Source organism: Bradyrhizobium sp. 142 (assembly GCF_023074015.1).
GTDB lineage: Bacteria > Pseudomonadota > Alphaproteobacteria > Rhizobiales > Xanthobacteraceae > Bradyrhizobium.
Map to the genome: position 1 here is coordinate 16,130 of NZ_JADPKQ010000130.1, position 18,882 is coordinate 35,011.

Consider the following 18,882-nt stretch of genomic DNA (forward strand, 5'->3'; position numbering starts at 1 on the left):
GCAAAACGAAATGTCGTCATCAAGACCGCGCGCGGTCCGCTTCATCGCCTCTGGTAGCGCGATGTCGGCAGCCTGATTTCGAAAGGGTTGTCCTGGAGATGACGTTCTATCGATAAAATCCGAGAACGGCCTTGGTCTCGAGATATTCCTCCATACCCTCAGGGCCTGCCGTTACCGGAACGCTTGTATCCGCCGAAAGGTGCGTTCGGGTCCCAGTCAGGATAGTTGAGATGGACCGGACCGGACCAGATGCTTGGCGACCGCCCGCACCGGATCCATGTCCCTGCCCTGCACATGGGCGCCGAGGCCGTAGACAGTATCGTTGGCGATCTCGATCGCCTTCACGGGCAGGATGCCATTTACATCGTCGCGATCAATAATTGCGTCTCCCGCAAGCGCCAGGGTGCCTTACGAATTCCTCCGCAGTCGTGCGCTTGCGAGCAGCACCAGCATGAAGGAGGCCGCCGTCATCAGGGTCGAGATCGCGGCGATGGTTGGGTCGATCTCGTCGCGCAACGCAGTGAACATGCGCTTGGTCAGCGGCTGATACTGGCCGCCTGAGATGAACAGGGCGACAATGGTCTCGTCCATCGCCGAGATGAAGGCGAAGATGCCGCCGGCGACGACGCTGGACTTGATCTGCGGCAGCGTCACCGCGAAGAAGCTGCGCAGACGGTTCATGCCGAGGCTGCGTGCCACCATCTCCTGCGCCGCATCGAAACTCTGCAAGCCCGCCAGCACGGAAATGATGACGTAAGGCAGGCCCAGCATCACATTGGCAAGCACGAGGCCGGGCAGGGTCGCGACCAGACCAACCTTGGCATAAACGAAGAAGATGCCGACCGCGGTGATGATGATCGGCACCACTAGCGGCAAAAGCAGCGCCATGTGGATGATGCGCATGATGCGCAGCTTCGACTGGCTGATGGCATAGGCGGCGGCAACCCCGAGCGGCGTCGCAATCACGACGGTGAGGAATGCCACCGTCAGCGTCACCCGCGTCGCCTGCATCCAGGCGGCGTTGGCGAAATACTGCTGGTACCAGCGCAGCGAGAAGGACGGCGGCGGGAAGGTCAGGAAGCGCGCGCTGGAGAAGGAGATCGGCGCGATGATCAGGACGGGCAGGATCAGATAGACCAGCACCAGCGCGCTGACCACGTATAGGGCAATCCGGGCGGGCGACGGTCGCATCATTTCTGCCCCAGCACGCGATCGAGCGAGATGAAGCGGCTGACGACGAGGAAGATCAAGAGCACGCTCAAGAGCAACACCACCGCGACCGCGCTCGCAGCGCCGAACTGGTTGTAGAGCTCGACGTTGCGGCTCACCAGCATCGACACCATCACCGTGCGGCCGCCGCCGAGCAGCTCCGGCGTGATGTAGAAGCCGAGGCAGAGCACGAACACCATGGTGCAGCCGGCGAGCACGCCCGGCAGCGATAGCGGCAGGAAGACGCGGACGAAGGTGAGCGACGGGCTCGCACCCAAGCTGGCGCCTGCCTGCATCAGGTCGGCGGGGATCTTCTGCATGGTCGCATAGAGCGGCAGCACCATGAACGGCAAGAGGATGTGCACGGTCGCCACCACGGTGCCGAAGGTGTTGTGGACCAGCGCGAGCGGCTCGGAGATCACGTCAAGATAACGAAGCAACTGGTTGATCACGCCGGTACGCTGGAGCAGCGCCAGCCAGGCATAGGCCCGCACCAGCACGCTGGTCCAGAACGGCAGCACGACCAGCGACAGGATGAGGATGCTCCATCCTTTCGGCACCGTGTTGGCGAGATAGGCTACGGGATAGCCGAGCAGCAGCGCCAGCACGGTGACGGCGAGGCTGATCTCGAAGGTCAGCGCAAAACTGCGCCAGTAGATGTCTTCAGTGAAGACGCGGCGATAGTTCTCCAGCGAGAAGCCGTCATGGTAGATCGACTGCCAGGCGAGCCAGCCGACCGGCAGCACGATCAGCAGCAGGATCACCAGCAGCGCCGGCGACACCAAAGCCAGCATCAGCCGGTGCTCGCGGCGCCGATGTTTCTGCGATGGATCTGGCACTTGTCTCGTCAACGCTGCCTCGCTCTTCTCGGGTGCTGCACCTCTCCCGCTTGCGGGAGAGGTCGACGCGCTCGACGAGCGCGGCGGGTGAGGGCTCACTCCTCCTGGGGAGTGTTTATTGCGGAGAGACCCTCTCCCCAACCCTCCCCCGCAAGCGTGGGAGGGAGCGCAGTGTCACTGCTGGCGCGGTTCACGCTCAACTGCCCCCTCTGGTCGTCTTACTTCTGCATGAACGATGCCCAGCGCTTCTCGGCCGCCTCGCCCGCCGGCGACGACCACCAGGCGTAGGACATCAGCGCCTGCTTGGCCGCATTGGCCGGCTCGCTCGGCAGCTGCGCGGCGCGCTCCGGCTTGATCACATTGGTCTCGAACGCCTTCGGATTGCCCGGGCCGTAGTCGATGTGGAGCGGCAGGTTGGCCTGATGCACGGGATCGACGGCCTCATTGAGGAACTTGACCGCGGTGTCGAGATTCGGCGCGCCCTTGAGGATGCAGAGCGAGGTGCTCTGCAAGATGCCCTGGTTGTAGGTGAAGGAGACCTTGGCGCCTTCCTTGGCAACCGCGCTGACGCGGCCGTTCCAGGCCATCTCCATGTCGACCTCGCCGTCGTTGAGGAGCTGCGCCGACTGCGCGCCGGAGGTCCACCACACCGTGATGTGCGGCTTGATCTCTTCGAGCTTCTTGAAGGCGCGATCGACGTCGAGTGGATAGAGCTTGTCGGGTGCGACGCCATCGGCCATTAACGCCGCCTCGAGCGTGGCAATCGGATGGTTGCGCAGCGCGCGGCGACCGGGAAATTTCTGGACGTCCCAGAAATCGACCCAGCTGTTCGGCGCGTCCTTCGGGAACGTCTTCTGGCTGAAGGCCAGCACGCTGGAATAGAACTCGTACGACACCGAATAGGGGCTGCGATATGCCTCTGGCATTGCCGCGGCGTTGGGGATCTTCGCGAAGTCGAGCTTCTCGATCAGCCCCTGCTCGCCGCCGCGCAGGCAATAGCCGGTCGGGGTGTCGACGACGTCCCAGATCGGCTTGCCGCTGCCGACCTGGGTTTTGATCGCGGGCCAGGCGTCGGGAATCGAATCCTGGTTGATGGTGATGCCGAGCTTCTTGGCGGACGGATCGAGGATCGCCACCGTCTGGGCCTGCTGATAGGCACCGCCCTGCGAGACGAAGGTGATCTGCTCGGCGGCGCTGGCCTCGGTGCCGCCGAGCGCGATCGCGCCGAGCGAAGCGCCCAACAGGGCATAGCCAACTCCAAGATCGCGTTTCATCGTCATCCTCGCCTCCTCTGTCGCCACACAAGATCTCACTGTCCGATCGCATCGAGAAACTGGTACCAGCCGGCGACCATGCGCACGGCAGGCTCGCGCAACGGATAGAACGGAATGGCCTTCATCCGCCGCGCATCGAGCAGCCCCACCTCGGGCGTCTCGCCGCGCACGAACGCGGCGAGATAGCGGCCCATCAGGCTCGACATCGCGACGCCCGCGCCGTTGTAGCCCATCGAAAACAAGGTGCGGTCGTCGAGCCGGCCGATATGCGGAACCGAGTCCAGCGTCATGCCGACGAGCCCCGACCATTTGTAGGCGAGCGGGACCTCGGCGAGGTCGGGGAAGATGCCGACCATCGCCTTGCGCAGCGCCTCGAAGGCGGCTTGCGAATCCTGCTTGCCGAAGGCACCGCGGCCGCCGAAGATCACCCGATTGTCGACCATGCGGAACCAGCGCATCATGCGCTTGGTCTCGGTGTAGGTGCGTCCCGTCGGCATCAGCCGTCCGGCGAGATTGCGCGGCAACCTATCGGTGGCGATGATGGCGCTGCGGAACGGGATCAGCGTGCGCTGCATGTGCGCGGTGGCGTCGGTCAGATCCGAATAGCTGTTGGTGGCGATGATCGCCTGCTTCGCCCGCACCGTGCCTTGCGGCGTCTGCGCGACGATGCCGCCGTTGTCGCGCCGGAGCTTGACCACCGGCGATTCCTGGAAGACACCGACGCCGCGGCGCGCGACGCCCTCGGCGAGGCCACGCAGATAGTTCAGCGGATGGATGCCGCCGGAGCCGGGATTGAGCACGCCACCGACGAAGCTGTCGGAGCCGGTCTCCTCGCGCACCCCGCGTCTGTCGAGGATGCGCACCTCCGCATCACCCATCTCGCACTTCATCCAGTCGGCCTCGTCGGTCGCGGCCCGGAGCGTGGTCTCGTTGTGCGCGGCCTTGACCTGGCCGGCGCGGGTGAGCTGCGCGCTGGCGATGCCGAACTCGGAGACCAGCTCCTCGACGATGTCTGTGGATTCATGCGCGATCTCGTACATGCGCCGCGCCATGGCGCGGCCATGCACGGCGTCGATCTCGCGGAACGACAGCCGGAACTTTGCCGTGATCACGCCGCCATTGCGGCCGCTCGCGCCCCAGCCGGGGCGGTTCGCCTCCAGCACGATCGGCGACAGGCCGCTTCTGGCGATATGGTGCGCAGCCGAGAGGCCGGTGTAGCCCGCACCGATGATCACTACATCGGCCTGATGCTCGCCCGACAAGACCGGAAAATCGCGCGCCGGCTCGGCCGTGGCGGCCCACAGCGAATTGGCCGATGGCAGCGCGCTCCAGTCCCGTGTCATGCCCGGGCCCACCGACTACGCTACCGGTCCGATGGCCGCATCGGCGAGCGCCTTCAGGGTCGGGAAATGGAAGTCCGGCTTGGTCAGCGTCTCGACGGCCGGCGTGCCGCCAAAGCCCGCGATGCCCTGGCGGCGCTCGATCCAGCACACCTTGTAGCCGAGTTTCCGCGCGATCCCGATGTCGTGGTACTGGCTCTGCGCGACGTGGAGGATGTCGGACTGCTTGTAGCCGAAGGCGGACTGGCGGCCCTTGTTGTAGGCGAAGAATTCCGGGTTCGGCTTGGCCACACCGGTGTCGTCGGCACACACGGTGTCGTCGAAAGGGTTGCCGAGCGCATGCGCGTAGCAGGACAGTGCGACGCGGTCGGCATTGGTCATTGCCACCAGACGGAATTTCGTACGCAGACGCTTGAGTGCCTCGACCGAGTCCGGGAACGGCCCCCAGCGCAGCACCGCGAGCTGAAACACGTCGCAGGAGGCGTCGTCGGCGGGCAACCCGAGCTCCTTGGCGACGTAGCGGTAGACATGGAACATCACCTCGCTCGAGCGCTCATGGTGCCGGTCGCGGCCGCGCTTGTAGAACTCGAATATCTTGTCGTCGCTGAGCTCGGCCGGCGTCTTGCCGGAGATCCTGCGCACCGCGGAGAGCACGCCGGTCTCGAAATCGATCAGGGTGCCGACGACGTCGAAGGTGAGGACCTTGAAATTGCTGAACGAGGCTGCTGACGACATTTTGGCTTCTTCTCTCAGTTGAACAAAGCTGGGATCAGTCCCCTACCCCGGCACGACGATGGTATCCTCGGGGTGAAGGGTGACGGTGAGGCTGCCCCCGAGCGGCGGAATGCGGCTATACGCCTGGTGGTAGCTCGCCTGGCGCAGGCTGAGCGCGATGCCGCCTTCGAGCGCCAGGAAGATGCGCAGGCTCTCGCCCTGGTAGACGATATCGGTGACAGTGCCGGTCAAGCGATTGCAGGCGGCATCCTGCGCGCCGTCATCGATCAGCAGCTTTTCGCTGTGAACCGCGAGCATCAGGGCATCGCCTGAAGGAATGGCTCGGGCGCTGCGCAAAAGAGCGTTGCCGAGCGCGACGCTGGAGCCATCGACGCGGCGCACGGGCAGCATCGTCGCCTCGCCGATGAAGCTCGCGACGAAGGAATCTGCGGGGAAATCGTGCAGGCGCTCGGGCGCGTCGATCTGGATCAGCCTGCCGTCTTTCATCACCGCGACGCGGTCGCTCATGGTCAGCGCCTCGCGCTGGTCGTGGGTGACGTAGATGATGGTGGCGCCGATGCGCTTGTGCAGTGCGCGCAGCTCGATCTGCATGGATTCGCGCAGCTGCTTGTCGAGCGCGGAGAGCGGCTCGTCCATCAGGATCAGCCGCGGCTCGAAGATCATCGCGCGCGCCAGCGCCACGCGCTGGCGCTGGCCGCCGGAGAGCTGCGCAATGCCCCGCGCTTCATAGCCGGCCAGACCGACCATCGCGAGCGCGGCGCGCACCTTGTCGGGCCAGCCCGCTTTCGGCAGGCGCCGCGCACGCAAGGGGAAGGCGACGTTCTCGCCGACGCTCATATGCGGGAACAGCGCGTAGTTCTGGAAGACGACACCGAGATCGCGCTTGTGTGGCGGCATGTAGGTCACATCGCGGCCGCCGAACAGGATTGAGCCGGACGAGGGCAGGATGAAGCCGCCTAAAATGCCGAGCAGTGTGGTCTTGCCGGAGCCGGAGGGGCCGAGCAGCGAGACGAACTCGCCGGCTCCGACATTAAGGGACACGTCATCGAGGGCGCGAACTGCGCCGTAAGCCTTGCTCGCGGACCTGATCTCGACGCTTTCCGCTCGCTTGTCCAACGATCGACCTCGCCATGTCCTCAGGCGTGCCTCACTGCACGCCATAAGCTTGCTTTATAGACAAGTCTTCGGAGCAGTCTGGATTGCAGCGTGCGCTGCAACCAATCTTCACTCGCGAGCCCTGTCTTTCGGCTGTCATGCCAATGACACCAGACTTGGCCAAACTCGGCAATTGCCAAATTCTTACCGGCCTCATAACATGGCGTTATGCCTGAGCTGCGCCGGATGCTGCCCTCCAGTAACGCCCTGTTCGTCTTCGACGCAGCTGCGCGCAACGGCAGCTTCACGGCTGCGGCCGCCGAATTGAATGTCACGCAGCCCGCGGTGAGCCGGATGCTCGGCCAATTCGAGGAGCATCTCGGCGTGCGCCTGTTCGATCGCAAAGCGGGACGCGCCGTGCTCACAGAGGAAGGCGAACTCTTGTATCGCCGCGTGCTGGAGGGCTTTCGTAGCATCGAGACCGGATTGGTCGAGATCGAGCGCCGCCGCAAAGGCACTGAGACCGTCACGCTGTCGGTGTCCTCCGCCTTCACGACGCATTGGCTGATGCCGCGGATCGACAAGCTTCAACGGCAGTTTCCGCGAGTCGATTTGCGCTTTCAGCTGATCTCGGGTGCATTGCGCGGGCCGGTGGAGAATGTCGACCTCGGCATGCGCTTTCGCGATCGCGAAGAGCCTTCGTCCGGCGGCACGCTGGTGATGAAAGAGGTCATGCTGCCGGTGTGCAGCCCCGGCTATCTCGGTCAGACCGGGCAGGCGGAAGGCAACACCATCATTCGCCTGGCCGAGACGCCCGGCGACTGGGCGGCGGACTACCCATCCTTTCTCACGAAACGCCGCGGTGCGGCGAAGACGCTGAGCTTCACCGACTATGCCGTCGTGGTGCAGGCCGCCCTGCTCGGCCAAGGCATCGCGCTCGGCTGGCTGACGGTCACCTCGCACTGGCTATTGACCGGTGCGCTGACGCCGGCATCCGACGCGCTCACCACCACCCGGCGGATCTGCGAATTCCTGCCGCCACGCAATCGGCCAATGCGGCCCGTCGCCGCCGAGATCCGCGACTGGATCATCGAGCAGATGCAAAGCGAGCTCACCGCGATCGACCGCCTTCACCCGAAGCTCGGCTTGATATCGGCCTGCTATTGATGTGATTCTTGATCATGCGGAGCACACCTTCTCCGTCCAGTCCGGGTTTCAGCCGGCTAGCATCAGTATTCGCCCAGGCCACCGCGCCTAGCATAGCGGACCCGAGAAGCACAGGCTCCCGTGAGATTGTCGTCGCCACGAGTTGTCCGATCGTATCGGCCAAAAGCTGACGCGCCAACTCACTCTGGCCCGCACCGCCGCTGACGATGATCGTGTCGCCACGCGCGCCGACTGTTCGTCGACGTCGGCACAGGCAGTGCGCGCGCCGAGGAAATGCTTGTCGGACATCTCAGTGATCGCCATCGTGCTTGGCGATGACGTTTACAAGTCGTTGCTCTGCGGCAGGATGACGAGATCGCGGATGGTGACATTCCTCGGCCGCGTCAGCATGAACAGCACGGCCTCGGCCACTTCGGCCGGCTGCATCAAGCCTCCGGCCGCCAATTCGTCGTCGAGCTTATCCTTGGGCCAATCCTTGATCAGGGCCGTGACCACGGGACCAGGAGCCACGGCGCCGACGCGCAGCCCATGCTTGGCGACCTGCCGCCTGACCGTATGCACGAACGCCTGAACGGCATGCTTGGAAGCGGTGTAGATCGGCTCCCAAACCACCGGCACCAGACCGGCAATCGAGCTCGTCACGATGATGTCGCCAGTCCGGCGCGCGACCATGTGCGGCAGGACGGCGTGGACCGAACGGAAGGCAGCGTTGACGTTGAGGTTCAGCACGCGGTCCCAGACATCGGGATCCCCGTCCACAATATCGCCGCCGACGTAGGTTCCGGCATTGGCGTGGAAGATATCGAGTTGGCCGGCTCGGGTCCAGTATCCCCGGCATCATACGGCTGACGCTTTCAGGCTTGGTAAGGTCGATCGTCAACGGGACGGCCTCCGGGCCGAGGATTGCGCAAGCCGACTTCAAGGCATCCTCGTCACGGTCGACCAGCACGACGCGCGCGCCCTCGCGCAGCAGAATCCTAGAGCATTCCAGACCGATCCCCGAAGCCGCTCCCGTGATGGCGGCCACTTTTCCGGATAGCGTGAGAGTCATGGCGTTCCTGTTGCTTGGGGTGATTTCAGGCCCGGCCATGGGACATGCGCGAGCGGCGGGCCAGCGAATCGACGATCACCGCAACGGCCAGCACGGCGCCGGTGATCATGTACCGGAGCGAAGACGATAGATCGAGCAGCGTCAGACCGCTGGCGATCGATTGAATTACGATGATGCCAAGCAGCGCGGAATAAGCAGTGCCGCGACCGCCGAACAGGCTAGTTCCACCGATCACGGCCGCCGCGATGGCGTTGAGATTAACATCGCCGGTGCCGGCCTGCTGGCTTGCGGACGCCAGGCGCGCCGCCGAAAGGATACCGCCAGCGGCCGCGAAGATCGCGCATAGCACGAAGGCCGTCATGTAAGTCCGACGCACGTTGATGCCAGCACGACGCGCCGCCTCCCGGTTGCCCCCGACGGCGTTCATCGAGCGTCCCCACTTTGTTCGGGTCAACGCATAGTTCATCGCTACGACCAGGGCGACAAACAGACCGAACATCCAGGGCACGCCGCGATCTTGATTGAGATAATAAACGACGAGCTCGAGAATGATCGTAATCACGATGCCCCGAAGCAACAGGCTGCCCAGCGATCTCGCCGACAGACCAGCCTGCTTGCGGCGAGCGGCAGTTCGAAAGGCTGTTGCGAATACCACCGCGCCGGTCACCGCGGCCAGCGTGTAGGCGACCGCAGGCGGCATGACCAGCGTCTGGCCAAAATTCACAAGCGGCGAGCCGTACGGCAGATTGATCGATCCAGTCGAGCCTAGAAGATAAAGCTGCAAGCCCAGAACCGCGAGCAGGCCGGCCAGTGTCGAGACGAAGCTTGGCATCCCGAAGCGGTTAAACAACACCGCATAGAGTGCGCCAATGGTTCCGCCGACGACGAGCGCCGCGAAAATCGCGAGCCAGGCTGGCCATTCCATGTTGACCCAGAGCACGCCAACCATGCCCGAAGCGAAACCGCTGACCGAGCCCACCGACAGATCGATTTCGCCGACCATCAGGATGCAGACAATCCCAAGCGCGATCACCCCCACCGTCGAACAGTCGAACAACAGGTTGACGAGATTGTTGCTCGACAGGAACACCGGATTGAGGCTCTGGAACGCCGTGCAGATGATCACGAGCCCGATCACGACCGGAAGCGCGCCGAGATCGCCGGAGCGGACCCGGTCCAGGAAGGCGCGCGTGGCGCCGGCAAGACCCGTATCGCTGCGAATCCGCTCGTCGGCGCGATCGAGCGGCGCCGACGTTGCGCGACGTTCCTTGTCGCCGTTCACGGCCGCGGCTCCCTTGAATGTTCACGTGAGCCCTGTCGCCGCTCTGCGCGGCGGGACACGGCATTGTTCGAGGCCCCCGTGATGGCGCTCACGAGTTCCTGGTTGGATGCGTCGGGATGGAAGATGCCGTTGTTGCGTCCGAGCCGCAGCACCACGATCCGGTCCGCGACCGCGCGGACGTCTTCCATATTGTGACTGATCATCACCACGGCGAGACCACGATCGCGGACGCGCTCGATCAGATCAAGCACCTCAGCGGTCTGCGCCACGCCGAGCGCGGCCGTTGGTTCGTCGAGCAGGATCAGTTTCGGCTCGAGCAGCAGCGAACGGGCAATCGCAACCGTCTGGCGCTGGCCGCCGGAAAGCGATGCCACCGGTTCGCGAACACTGGGGATGCGCGCCGACAGTTCGTTGAGCAGGGTCCAGGCCCGAATCTCCATCGCCACCTCGTCGAGGCGCCATGGATCGAGTTCCCGTCCGAGGAAAATGTTAGCGACGACGTCGAGATTCTCACACAGCGCCAGATCCTGGAATACGGTCGCGATACCGAGCCGCAGCGACGCGGCCGGATCGTCGAGGACCACGATGTCGCCGCAGAACGTGATCGTTCCCGAATCCGGCAGATGAACGCCGGCGAGGATCTTCACCAGGGTCGACTTGCCGGCGCCATTGTCGCCGACCAACGCGACGACCTCGCCGGCGTGGACATCGAGATCGATGTTGGTCAAGGCGGAGACGGCGCCGAAGTTTTTCGAAACGCCGCGCAGGCTGAGCACCAGGCCGTTCTGCGAATTGGATGGCGATGTCAGGTCGGTCATGCGTGGCGTTCCGTGATCGTCCCGGCGATGTGGCGAACCGAACCGCATCGCCGGGCCAAATGATACCTTGACGACACTCTACTTGGTAATGCCGAGTTTCTTGCAGCCTTCGGCATAGCGGCCCCCACAGAGCACTTCGGCGGTCTGGATCGGCTTGCCGCTGATCCGCTTGTCGACGATCTCTGCCTTGAGGTTGTCGGCCGTGACCAGCGTCGGCGTGAATAGCTGCGACGGCGTGTTGAACAGCGTGGTTTCAGATTTCGGCTTCTCCCCCGCGAGCAACTGGACAGCCACATTGGCCGCCGCGGCCGCGACGATCTCGCTTGGCTTGTTGATGGTGTTGTATTGGTCCCCGGCAATAATCAGTTGGAGGCCGGCAATGGTGGCGTCGTTGCCGGTGACCGGCGGCACCGGATTGACCCCTGCAGCCTTGAGAGCGGCGATCGCGGCACCGCCGGTGCCGTCGTTGGCGGCCACGACGCCCACAATCTTCTTTCCGAAACGGGTAATCTGGCCGCTGGCCCACTGCTGCGCCTTCGGCGGCGCCCAATCCGGCGTGTCGTACTCGGCGAGCGTCTTGTATCCACTGCCGGCCAGACCGTCGTGGATACCGTCTCTGATCAGCCCGGCTGCGGCATCGGTCGGTGAGCCGTTGATCTCCAGCACGCCGACATCGTCGGTCGGCACTTTGGTCGCCTTGAGATGGTCGACCAGCGATTTGGCAATCGCCTTGCCGATCGCTTTGTTGTCGAAAGACACGTAGAAGTCCGCCGGCGTGGAGGGGATCGGCCGGTCATAGGCAATGACCTTCACGCCCTGCCCCTGGGCCTGCTTCACGAGCGACGCCGCAGCAGTGGAATCGACGGGGTCGATGACGATCACCTTGGCGCCCTGCGAAATGACGGAATTGAACTGCTGCTGTTGGCGCGACGCATTCGCGTCGGCGTTCTGGTAGAGCACCTTACAGGTCGGGCATAGCTTGCTCATCTCAGCCACGAAACCAGGGCGATCGTGTTCTTCGTAACGTGTCGAAGCCTGGTCCGGCATCAGAAAAGCGACCGTGGCGCCCGATACTTTGGCATTCTGACCGAGAGCGGGGCCGCCAGCCAGGACGCACAAGGCGAGCGCCGCCATCCCGGCTCCGTTCAATGATGCTAGTGTCATATGGTCTTCTCCCTAGGGTAAGAGCAACCCCTGCGGTTGCCTTGAATGCGTAGGGTTGGCGCCGGCGATCCCGGACAATCCCCCATCTTTTTGTCGATCGCTACACCCAACAGTCATCCGTCGTCGAAGCGGTGGAAGCCGTTCGCGCCGTGATGTCGAATAATACGTCATCTCGCTCGACGAGCTATGCGGCCAAGCCGTAGAACCTTCTCATGCGGCTTTGGGCGCGTTGATGTTGTCGAGCAGCAATCGCCGGAACTGTGATGGTGTCATTCCCTTCTCGGCGAGGAATTGTCTGTTGAAATTCGACATGTTGTTGTAGCCGACTTCGTAGCAGATACTTGCAATCGAGGCCTGCTCATCGCTCATCAGAATCTGGCAGGCAAGATTGATGCGCAGCCGTTTTACATATTGCATCAGCGACATGCCGGTGTGCTGGCGGAACGCACGCGAGAAGGCGCTTGTGCTCTGACCTGCGATCTCGGCGAGATCCATCTCGCTGAACGGCTTGGTCAGATGCTTGCGGAGATAGGCGAGCGCTTTGTTGATGCCTGCGGACATATAGCCGGACGGATCAGGCAGATAGCTGGCGCTGGCCAGCATGCGCGATCCCCGCGCCCGGCTCAACACGCCAGCGATCAGCATGAACAACTCGATGCGGCGCATTCCATTGGCATGCATCGTCTCTTCGAGCAGCGGCGACAGCCGCCGGCTAGTTTCGCTGCTGAACAGCACACCGCGCCGGGACGATTCCAGCACCGGCTGCAGCGCCGCGAGTTCCGGCAGGGCTTTGATGGCGCCATCGATGAACTCCTCGCTGAACTGGATAATGCGGCAGCGCAGCGGAATGCTGGTCCCCGGTGGAATGTCGCTGACCCAATTGTGCGGCAGGTTGGGCCCGGTCAGCACCAGATTCCCTGGCGCGAAATCGCCGATGAAATCGCCGACGAAATAGCGGCCGGTCGTCGCCGCCACCATATGCAGCTCATATTCGGGGTGAAAATGCCATCGTACGGTGCGGAAGGGATAGCCGTGGGACCAGGCGGCAAAGGACTCGCCAGGCCTTATCTGGACCAACTCAAGATCCGGCTCCATGTCCTTCCTCCCAGTCGTATGCAGGCACCCGCAACGACCTCGTTCCCAGCCGGCCGATCTCTGTCGGCTCTTGCTTGATCGTAACGGTAGGTGACGACGTAGACGCGTGCCACCACATTTGGTGGCCAATCATGATACTTTTTTGACCCGATGGCACCCTTGATATGATGTGGTGCTGGCCTCAGATCGGACGGTCTCAAAGACTACCAAAGTTGCCGATCATCCCCGTCACTGAGACAACCCGCCATTCGCAGCGCCAGCTCGAGCGCATGTTGCTCGGTCGGCGTCACCGGCGGCTGCGGCGGACGTAGCGCGTCGCAGGCGAGCCGCCCGAGCAGCTTCAGGCACACCTTGAGCCGCGCCGTCGCCCGTCCGCCCGGCGCATCGCGATAGATGGCGACCGCCAGCGGATAGAGCTTGTCGTGCACGGCCTGGGCCTCACCCCATTCCCCTGCCTCGGCTGCGGACCAGAGCGCGACCATGAGCTCCGGCACGACGGCGGCGAGGCTGACCTGGCTGCCGGCGGTTCCGATCAAATAGCTCGTCAAGAGATGTTCGTCGCCCGAGCTCAGCACCGTAAAATCCGGGCGCAGCTTGCGGATTAGTCGCAGGTTCTGCTCATAGGCGGCGACCTCCCAACTGCCTTCCTTGATCGCGACGTAGCGGTGGTCAGCCACAAGTTGCTCCAGCAGCGACGGTGCATAGGGCATCGCGCCGGCGCCGACGGGCGCTGCGTAAAGCATCAAGGAGATCGTCGTCGCTTCGCGGATGTGGCGGTGATGCGCCATGACGCAGCCATCGGCATGCGCCAGCGCCCAGCTGTTGGGAGGAAACACCAATAGCCCGTCCGCGCCGGCTCGCTCCAGCGCAGCCGCCTCGCGCGCGGCCTCAAGGCTCGATTCGTGGTTGACGCCAGAGACGATCAAGCAGTCCTTCGGCGCATGCTCGCGTGCGATCTCCACCACGCGGCGCTTTTCGGTCAGCGACAGCACGAAATTCTCACCGGCATGGCCGTTGACCAAGAGGCCGTTGATCCCCGGCACCGACGTGACCGATGAGATATGTGCCGCCAGCGCCGGCTCGTCGATCAGGAAGTTCGGCGTCATCGGCACAATGGTCGCGGCATGGATGCCGCGCAGGCGGTCGCCGAATGATCGCACCATCTGGTCCCTCGCCGCCGCCATCATCCGGTCAGTGAATGATCTGGTCGAGGAACGTCCTTGCCCGCTCGGACTTCGGATGGTTGAAGAACTCCTCCGGCGCGGACTGTTCGACGATCTTCCCCTCGTTCATGAACACGATCCGGTCCGCGACCTCGCGGGCAAAGCCCATTTCATGGGTCACGCACAGCATCGTCATGCCCTCTTCCGCAAGCTTCTTCATGGTCTCCAGCACCTCCTTGACCATCTCGGGATCGAGCGCCGAGGTCGGCTCGTCGAACAGCATGATCTTCGGCCGCATGCACAGCGCGCGTGCGATGGCAACGCGTTGCTGTTGGCCACCCGAGAGCTGCCCCGGAAATTTCTCGGCCTGGTCCGGAATCCGGACCTTGGTCAGGAAATGCATGGCGAGATCCTTTGCTTCCTCCTTCGTCATGCCGCTCACGGTCATCGGCGCCAGGATGCAGTTCTCCAGCGTCGTCATGTGCGGAAACAGATTGAAGCTCTGGAACACCATGCCGGTGTCGCGCCTGACGGCATCGATGTTCTTCTGCTGGCGATCGAGCTCGGTGCCGTTGACGTAGACCAGCCCCTCGTCGTGCTTCTCGATGTGGTTGATGCAGCGAATCAGGGTCGACTTGCCCGAGCCGGAGGGACCGCAGACCACGATCTTTTCGCCCTTGGCGACCTTGAGATCGATCTCGTTGAGCGCGGTGAAATCGCCATAGTGCTTGTACACGGCCTCCATGCGAACCGCTGGCACGTCGCGCAGCTTCGACTGCACCATTTCACCCTCGATGCTGGTTGCCATCGCTGTGTTCCCCAATGATGCGCTCATGCTCTGGCCTCGACGCTGGCTTGTGCGACCGGCACCCTCGCCGCGGCCCGCTTCGATTTCAAAGTACTGGAGCGGCCGAAATGCTTCTCCAGCCGGCGCTGGATTGCGTCCCAGACAGAGGTCAGGATCAGGTAATACGCGGTGGCGGCTGCATACACCTCGAGGATCTGAAAATGCTCCTGCATCAGCATGTCGCTGCGCCGCATGAGCTCCTCGACCGAGATGACGGAAGCGAGCGAGGTCGCTTTCAACAGCGAATTGATGGAGTTGCCGAGCGGCGGGATCATCAGCCGAAACGCCTGCGGCAGGGTGATGCGCCGGAACGTCACCCATGGCGACAAGCTCAAGGCCCACGCGGCCTCCCGCTGCCCCACCGAGACGGCCATGAACCCGCTGCGGACGATCTCGGCGAGATAGGCGGCCTCGTTGAGGATCAGTCCGACCAGCGCGCAGGTGATCACGGAGAACTTGATCCCCAGCTGCGGCAAGCCGCTGTAGATGACCACCAACTGGATCAACAGCGGCGTGCCGCGGAAAAACCAGGTATAGAACCGCGCCGCACCTGATAGCACCGGGTTAGACGACATGCGCATCAATGCGATGCCCATGCCGAGGATCAATCCGCCGACCACGGCCGCGACCGTCAGGCCGATGGTGACGAGCACACCCTTCATCAGGAAGTAGTTGAAGAAGTAGTTGACGGCGGCCGTCGGACTGAAATGGCTCATCGGCTCGTCTCCGTGTTCAGGCCGGACCAGGGCCGGCGATCGCAATCGGCTGATCGGCCGGCAGGCTGGTCAGGCCAAACTTCTCAAACAATGCCTGGTAGCTGCCGTCGGCGCGCATGGCGTTCAGCGCCTTGACGACGGCATCGACCACCGTCTTGTTACGGAAACCGAGCGTGGTGCGCGCCGTGCCGAGCCCGCTCAATACTTCTTTCACGCGACCGCGGCCGACAAGATCGCGCGCCACGCTGTCGACGAGCAGCGCATTGTCAACCTGTCCCGCGAGCAGCGCACTCACGACGTTGGTCGCCGTCGGGAAGGTGCGCATCTCGATAGCTGGTCCGCCCTTTGCCACGTTCGCATCGCTAAGTTTCTTGAGCCAGTTCATCTGGTAAGTGCTGACCTCGACCGCAGACGTTTTCCCGATCAGGTCTCCTTCGGTAGCAATTTTTGTGCCGCTGTCGGGCGAAACCACCACCGAAATCGCCTGGATTGCGTAGGGCACCATGTACATCAGCTTGGAACGTTCCTCGGTCCAGAACATGCCGGTGTCGATGCCGTCGATGCGGCCCGCATTCATGGCCGGCATCATCGCCGGAAAATCCATCCGGACGAGCTCGACCGGAAGACACAACCGCTTGCCGAGCTCGATGGCGAGCTCCACGTTGAGGCCCCGCAACTGGCCGTCCTTGTCGACGAACTGCTGCGGCGGATTGGTCGGATTGATGGAGAGCTGCAATTTCCCCGGCGCAATCAGATTGTCGTCGGTGATCGCCGGCGTGCATGCGGCATGCGCAGCAGTGGATGCGAGAACGAGTGCAGCGGCGGCACTCAAGCGAAACAGTGTCGAGAGCATGTGATACCTCCAGTAAGACGCCAATGACCGATGCAGTTCCTCACCCGGCCTTCCCCTCAATGTTCTTGGATGCGACCAGCCGGAGCTCGCGACAAGGCAGGCAGCATCGTCGTCGATCCCTTCAAACCGGTCCCGACAACGGCTTGAGCTGGATGCGCATGAAATTCTTCACGAGCCCTTCGAACGGACCGAATCCCTTCACCTTCAGGAACTCCGGTGTGTCGAATGCCCAGCGACCCGCGACCTCGTACACGGCCGCATATTTCGGACCGTCGCCGATCGAGACGAAGCGCTTTGCGGACAGCCAGCCGGGACAGGCGAGCAGATCCGGGAAATGCGTGTGCTCGTACCAGGCGTTGAACGCAGCCTCTTGCTCGGGATCGATATCGACCCGCACGATGTGGATGAAGGCCTCGTCCCCCATGAGCTCGCTTCTCATGCCAGGCGAATATCGCCGGCCGCGCACGCCGCGCAAACAGTCGTTGCAATGGCGTCGCACAGCGCGGGAAGGACTGGCAGCAGCGGCGGCCGTGGATCGGCGTTGTCGATCAGGCCGAGCGCCTTGAGCCCGACTTTCATGCGCGTGTGCATATCCATGATCGGCGCCGGCCCATAGATCGCCCGCACGATCGGATAAAGCCGTTCGTTGGCGGCGCGCATCGTCTTGAGATCGTCGGCGAGCGATGCCTGCCAGAGTGCGACAAACAGATCCGGAGCGAGGCTGACGAGACCAGACAGAATGCCGTCGCCGCCGACGGCGAGCTGCGGCAGGAACCAGTTGAAGTTCGACGGCAGGATCGCAACAGACGGATCGGCCTGCTTCACCGCCCGCCGGTTCTCGTCATAGGCGAAGATAGTGTCGCTGCCCTCCTTGATGGCGATGACGCCATCGAGCGCCGCGATCTTCGCTAGCGTCTCTTGCGAGTAACCGAATCCGGACGTCAGCGGGTACTGGAAGATCGACACCGGAATGCCGATGGCGGAACTGACCGCCCGCACGTAGGCTACCGGCGCGCGCGATGTGGCCGATGCACCGCCGCCGAGCGGCGCCGGCGGAAACAACACCGCGCAGTCGGCTCCGGCCGCCTCGGCGAGTTGCGCTTGACGAATCGCTTCCGCGGTCGAGTGCGCAATGATACCGGCCAATAGCGGCTTGCCGCCGATATGCCGGCGTGTCCGCTCGATCACCGCCTGGCGCTCGTCGTCCGAGAGCGACCCGCCCTCACCGGCATGGCCGTTGACGAACACGGCCGCGATCCCGTCCGGACAGGCGCTATAGTCGAGCACGCGGGCATAGCCGTCCCAGTCGATCGAGCTGTCATCCGTGAAGGGCAGCACGGTGGCGACGGTGACGCCGCTCAGGTCCGGTTTCTTCATCGGCTTGCTCATGAAGGTTTGCGCTGGGGGAATTTCAGGCTTGCCCGCGCCTTCAGCACTTCGAGGCCGCCTTCGTTGCGGGCGCTGGCCTCCCAGACGATCGTGCGGGTCTCATCGTGCTGCTCGGCGATCCAGACGTCGAACGTCAGCGTATCGCCGTAAAACACCGGCCCAGTGAACCAGAAGCGATCCTCCACCGACACGCCGATCGTGCCGACCAGTTCGCTGGTGAGAATGCTGGTGCAGAGGCCGGCGACCATGATCCCCGGCGCCAGCCGGCGGCCGAAACGCGTGGCGCCTGCATAGACCTCGTCGACATGGACAGGGCCGAAATCACCGGTCGCGGCAATGTAGAGCGCACCGTCCGCCTCGGTGATGGTCTTGCTGAGGCTGACCCTGTCGTTCACCTTCAGATCGTCGAAGGATTTCGGCTCGTACATGGTTCAGCCCTTCGCGAAGGGAACGAGCGTCGCGGTGCCGTCCACCACGGTCGCGCCGGACGGCGACAATGTGCAGGTGACGCGGCAGACCGCTTCATCACCGGCGACCGAGACGATCTCGGCCTTGGCCTCGACGGAATCGCCGACGAGCACGGGTGCTGCGAAATTCAACGCGATGCTGCCGATCCGCCGCGTCGGTCCGCCGAGCTGGCTGAGGCAGGTCGTGGCGAGACCGCCGACAGCGAGCTCGAAGACGACCATGCTGGACGCGCCCGCCTTCTTGGCACGGACGGCATCGACATAGAGACCGCCGAGATTGCCGCTGATGCCAGTGAACATCGCCTGTTCGGCGACCGTCATGGTCTTGCGGAAGGCGAAGGCGGCCCCGGGATTCAGAGGTGTGTGAGACATCGAGCG

At 63.5% G+C, this 18,882-nt stretch carries 19 protein-coding genes and 3 pseudogenes; 1 reads left to right on the top strand and 21 read right to left on the bottom strand.

What is annotated here, in order from left to right; translation table 11 throughout:
• Positions 1-106 precede the first annotated feature (106 nt).
• The 7 genes and pseudogenes from IVA82_RS13115 to IVA82_RS13145 form a co-directional block, all read right to left on the bottom strand.
• Positions 107-342: pseudogene (locus IVA82_RS13115) on the bottom strand (aldehyde dehydrogenase family protein); the annotation flags it as partial.
• Positions 343-408: 66 nt separating this feature from the next.
• Positions 409-1,194 carry an ABC transporter permease gene (locus IVA82_RS13120; protein ID WP_247388888.1) on the bottom strand — a complete coding sequence of 262 codons (786 nt, stop codon included), beginning with the start codon at positions 1,192-1,194 and terminating at the stop codon, positions 409-411.
• Positions 1,191-2,003: an ABC transporter permease gene (locus tag IVA82_RS13125; RefSeq protein WP_247388887.1), complete on the bottom strand. Its 813-nt coding sequence runs from the start codon at positions 2,001-2,003 to the stop codon at positions 1,191-1,193. Before IVA82_RS13125 ends, IVA82_RS13120 begins: the two co-directional genes overlap by 4 nt.
• A 263-nt stretch (positions 2,004-2,266) precedes the next feature.
• Entirely contained in the window at positions 2,267-3,328 is a 1,062-nt protein-coding gene (locus IVA82_RS13130) for an ABC transporter substrate-binding protein (RefSeq protein ID WP_247388886.1), read from the bottom strand.
• 29 nt (positions 3,329-3,357) lie between these two features.
• A complete protein-coding gene (locus tag IVA82_RS13135) occupies positions 3,358-4,665 on the bottom strand; it encodes an FAD-binding oxidoreductase (protein ID WP_247388885.1) in 1,308 nt (435 codons plus the stop codon).
• Positions 4,666-4,680: 15 nt separating this feature from the next.
• Positions 4,681-5,397: an HAD family hydrolase gene (locus IVA82_RS13140; RefSeq protein WP_247388884.1), complete on the bottom strand. Its 717-nt coding sequence runs from the start codon at positions 5,395-5,397 to the stop codon at positions 4,681-4,683.
• Positions 5,398-5,439: 42 nt separating this feature from the next.
• A complete protein-coding gene (locus tag IVA82_RS13145; RefSeq protein WP_247388883.1) occupies positions 5,440-6,513 on the bottom strand; it encodes an ABC transporter ATP-binding protein in 1,074 nt (357 codons plus the stop codon).
• A gap of 207 nt (positions 6,514-6,720) precedes the next feature.
• Between IVA82_RS13145 and IVA82_RS13150 the strand changes: the two genes are divergently transcribed.
• Complete coding sequence (locus tag IVA82_RS13150) at positions 6,721-7,659, top strand: LysR family transcriptional regulator (protein ID WP_247388882.1); 939 nt, start codon at positions 6,721-6,723, stop codon at positions 7,657-7,659.
• A gap of 79 nt (positions 7,660-7,738) precedes the next feature.
• On the opposite strand, the pseudogene IVA82_RS13155 reads toward IVA82_RS13150, so the two are convergent.
• From IVA82_RS13155 to IVA82_RS13220, 14 genes and pseudogenes are all read right to left on the bottom strand, one after another.
• Positions 7,739-7,888 (bottom strand): annotated as a pseudogene (locus IVA82_RS13155) (FGGY-family carbohydrate kinase); the annotation flags it as partial.
• Between the two features lie 92 nt (positions 7,889-7,980).
• A pseudogene (locus IVA82_RS13160) lies at positions 7,981-8,710 on the bottom strand (SDR family oxidoreductase).
• A 25-nt stretch (positions 8,711-8,735) separates the two neighbouring features.
• Positions 8,736-9,992 (bottom strand): sugar ABC transporter permease, encoded by a 1,257-nt coding sequence (locus tag IVA82_RS13165; protein WP_247388881.1) that lies wholly within the window; start codon positions 9,990-9,992, stop codon positions 8,736-8,738.
• A complete protein-coding gene (locus tag IVA82_RS13170) occupies positions 9,989-10,810 on the bottom strand; it encodes an ATP-binding cassette domain-containing protein (RefSeq protein ID WP_247388880.1) in 822 nt (273 codons plus the stop codon). The genes IVA82_RS13165 and IVA82_RS13170 overlap by 4 nt, the downstream gene beginning before the upstream one ends.
• A 78-nt stretch (positions 10,811-10,888) precedes the next feature.
• Complete coding sequence (locus tag IVA82_RS13175; protein ID WP_247388879.1) at positions 10,889-11,944, bottom strand: sugar ABC transporter substrate-binding protein; 1,056 nt, start codon at positions 11,942-11,944, stop codon at positions 10,889-10,891.
• A 240-nt stretch (positions 11,945-12,184) separates the two neighbouring features.
• Positions 12,185-13,069, bottom strand: coding sequence for an AraC family transcriptional regulator (locus tag IVA82_RS13180; protein WP_247388878.1), 885 nt, complete (start codon positions 13,067-13,069; stop codon positions 12,185-12,187).
• A 203-nt stretch (positions 13,070-13,272) separates the two neighbouring features.
• Complete coding sequence (locus IVA82_RS13185) at positions 13,273-14,232, bottom strand: dihydrodipicolinate synthase family protein (RefSeq protein ID WP_247388877.1); 960 nt, start codon at positions 14,230-14,232, stop codon at positions 13,273-13,275.
• A gap of 28 nt (positions 14,233-14,260) precedes the next feature.
• Entirely contained in the window at positions 14,261-15,040 is a 780-nt protein-coding gene (locus IVA82_RS13190) for an amino acid ABC transporter ATP-binding protein (protein WP_247388876.1), read from the bottom strand.
• A 23-nt stretch (positions 15,041-15,063) separates the two neighbouring features.
• On the bottom strand, positions 15,064-15,795 hold the full coding sequence (locus tag IVA82_RS13195) for an amino acid ABC transporter permease (RefSeq protein WP_247388875.1): 732 nt from the start codon (positions 15,793-15,795) through the stop codon (positions 15,064-15,066).
• 16 nt (positions 15,796-15,811) lie between these two features.
• On the bottom strand, positions 15,812-16,648 hold the full coding sequence (locus tag IVA82_RS13200) for an ABC transporter substrate-binding protein (protein ID WP_247388874.1): 837 nt from the start codon (positions 16,646-16,648) through the stop codon (positions 15,812-15,814).
• 121 nt (positions 16,649-16,769) lie between these two features.
• Positions 16,770-17,087, bottom strand: coding sequence for a DUF4286 family protein (locus IVA82_RS13205; RefSeq protein ID WP_247388873.1), 318 nt, complete (start codon positions 17,085-17,087; stop codon positions 16,770-16,772).
• Entirely contained in the window at positions 17,084-18,025 is a 942-nt protein-coding gene (locus IVA82_RS13210) for a dihydrodipicolinate synthase family protein (RefSeq protein WP_247388872.1), read from the bottom strand. Before IVA82_RS13210 ends, IVA82_RS13205 begins: the two co-directional genes overlap by 4 nt.
• An 8-nt stretch (positions 18,026-18,033) precedes the next feature.
• Positions 18,034-18,465 carry a MaoC/PaaZ C-terminal domain-containing protein gene (locus tag IVA82_RS13215; RefSeq protein ID WP_247388871.1) on the bottom strand — a complete coding sequence of 144 codons (432 nt, stop codon included), beginning with the start codon at positions 18,463-18,465 and terminating at the stop codon, positions 18,034-18,036.
• A gap of 3 nt (positions 18,466-18,468) precedes the next feature.
• Complete coding sequence (locus IVA82_RS13220) at positions 18,469-18,876, bottom strand: MaoC/PaaZ C-terminal domain-containing protein (protein ID WP_247388870.1); 408 nt, start codon at positions 18,874-18,876, stop codon at positions 18,469-18,471.
• Positions 18,877-18,882: the final 6 nt, after the last annotated feature.